Source organism: Saccharopolyspora sp. 6V (assembly GCF_020176785.1).
Lineage (GTDB): Bacteria > Actinomycetota > Actinomycetes > Mycobacteriales > Pseudonocardiaceae > Saccharopolyspora_C > Saccharopolyspora_C gregorii.
In genome coordinates, this window is the sequence record NZ_JAIUKB010000112.1 from 37707 (window position 1) to 39714 (window position 2008).

2 protein-coding genes are annotated in these 2008 nt (G+C 75.7%); both read left to right on the forward strand.

The annotated features are described in order from the left end of the window. Positions 1-254 precede the first annotated feature (254 nt). On the forward strand, positions 255-539 hold the full coding sequence (locus LCD35_RS21485) for a DUF2631 domain-containing protein (protein ID WP_224963274.1): 285 nt from the start codon (positions 255-257) through the stop codon (positions 537-539). A gap of 197 nt (positions 540-736) precedes the next feature. After that, positions 737-1759 carry a hypothetical protein gene (locus LCD35_RS21490; protein ID WP_224963276.1) on the forward strand — a complete coding sequence of 341 codons (1023 nt, stop codon included), beginning with the start codon at positions 737-739 and terminating at the stop codon, positions 1757-1759. Positions 1760-2008 lie beyond the last annotated feature (249 nt).

Genomic DNA, 2008 nt, shown 5'->3' on the forward strand with positions numbered 1-2008 from the left:
CTCGCGCGCGCCCCCCCCCGGCCCCCCCCCCCCCCCCCCCCCCCCCCCCCCCGGGGGGGCCCCCCCCCCCCCCCCCCCCCCCCCCCCCCCGGGCCCGGGGCCCCCCCCCCCCGCGGCTTTGCGCTGTGCCGGGGCTGCGCCACCAGCGCACCGGCGCGCGCTCGAGCTATGCGAAGATGGGCTACGCGTGGCGCGTGCCGCGCCGAGTAGCAGGTTCAACCGCCCCGGTGGCGGGTTGTGGCGCAGGAGGGTACGTGGCGAGCACGGAACTGGACACCAAGCCCAGTCAGGCCATCGACCCGGCAGACGAGCCGTCGGTCGAGTGGGGCTGGCACGGCGGGTTCCCCAAGGGCACCCAGATCGCCGGCTGGTTCACCGTCTTCGCCCTGCTGATCATGCTGGTGGGCAACCACCAGGGCATCCTCAGCGGCGGCCACGCCTTCAAGACCGAGGACATCTGGCTGATCGGCATCGCCGTGATCGTCGCGATCGGCCTGCTGGCCGACCTGCGCCGCCGCCGCAAGGGCTTCCGCCGCTGACGCGGTGCGTCACCCGGGGACTTGCCCCGGTTGGGACGTTCGAGTGGCGCCCGGCACCCGCTCGGCGGAGCGGACCCCGACTCGACCTGCGATGATGATCAGCGGTTGAGCAGAGGTCGCCCGATCGGGTTTGCCACGGGAGGTCTACGTTTCGCTTCGTGGGCCATTACCCGGAGCCGCAACTGCACCGGTGGGTCTTGGCACGTCTGGGGGCGGCGGGCGAGGAGCTCGCCGGATTGCTGGGTGCCCGGGGCCGCGACCGGATACCGCACGAGTTCCTGGCCGATCCCGCGCGGATCGACGCGCACGCGCTCTGCCTGGAGCTGGACGAGCTCAGCGCCGTCCGCTCCCTCCGGTTGCCCGACTCCTTCCTGGACGAGGTGGGTGGGGACCGGGCGCCGGAACGGCTGCCCGAGGTGCTCCACGAGATAGAGCGCCTCGACCGGCTGCGGGAGCTGCGGCTGCCACCGGACGTGTTCGCCGACGTCCCGCTCGAAACCGTCGACTGCTGGCGGCACCGGGCGCTGAACGGCTTGCCCACCGAGTCGACGAACGCCCGGCTGTCCCTGCTGGCCGCGCTGTGCTGGCACCGGCAGGGCGAGCTGACCCGCGAGCTGCTGGGCGTGCTGCTGACCCTGATCGACGAGCTGCGGTCCCGCGCCGGCGCCCGGTTGCGCGCCGCGGGCGCACCGCCCGACGGGCGCTGGCGGCGCTGGTCGCCCCCCGAGGAGCACGCGGACGCGCTGCTGCGGCGTTCCGCCGAGCCGGACCGGGGACGGGCCGCGCGGGCCGCGTTGCACATCACCTACACCTCCGACCACCGGCAGCTGCTGTCCGCGCTGCTGCACGTCCTGGACTTCCGCAGCAGCGACCGGCGCCGGTGGCCGCTGCTGGCGGCGCTGGGGGAACTGGTCGACGGCCCCACCCGGGTGTGGGGCGAGGGCCGCTACCTGCCGTCCGGCCTGGACGTCCCCGTGCGCGGCGTGGTGCCCGCGGGCTGGTTGGAGGGCGTGGTGGACCGGACCGGCCGGGTGGACCGGACCGGCTACGAGCTCTGCGTGCTGCTGGCCTTGCGGGAGGCGCTGCGGGACGGCGCGGTGACGGTTCCCGGTTCGGCCGAGCCGCGCGCGGGCATCGGCGACGCGATCGGCGAGTGCATCGCCTGGCCGCCGGACGCGGCGACGCTGAGCACCTCCGGCAGCGCTCCGCCGCACGGGTGACCGCGGCGTCCCACCACGTGGCGTGCCCTTGCGCGCACCGCTCGTAGCGCCTGGAGTGGGCGCATGACCGGTGCGGTGCTCACCCCGTTCTGGCCGACCCGGCGCGGATCGCTGTTCGACCAGGCGTGTCGGCGGGGCGCGCCGCGCAGTGCGCGGCCGCGCCCCCGCGGCCCGCCGGCCCTCCAGCCCGCCGCGGGGGTCACCGCTCATGTCGGGGACCGCTGAACAGCGGCGCAACAACGAGGGGTT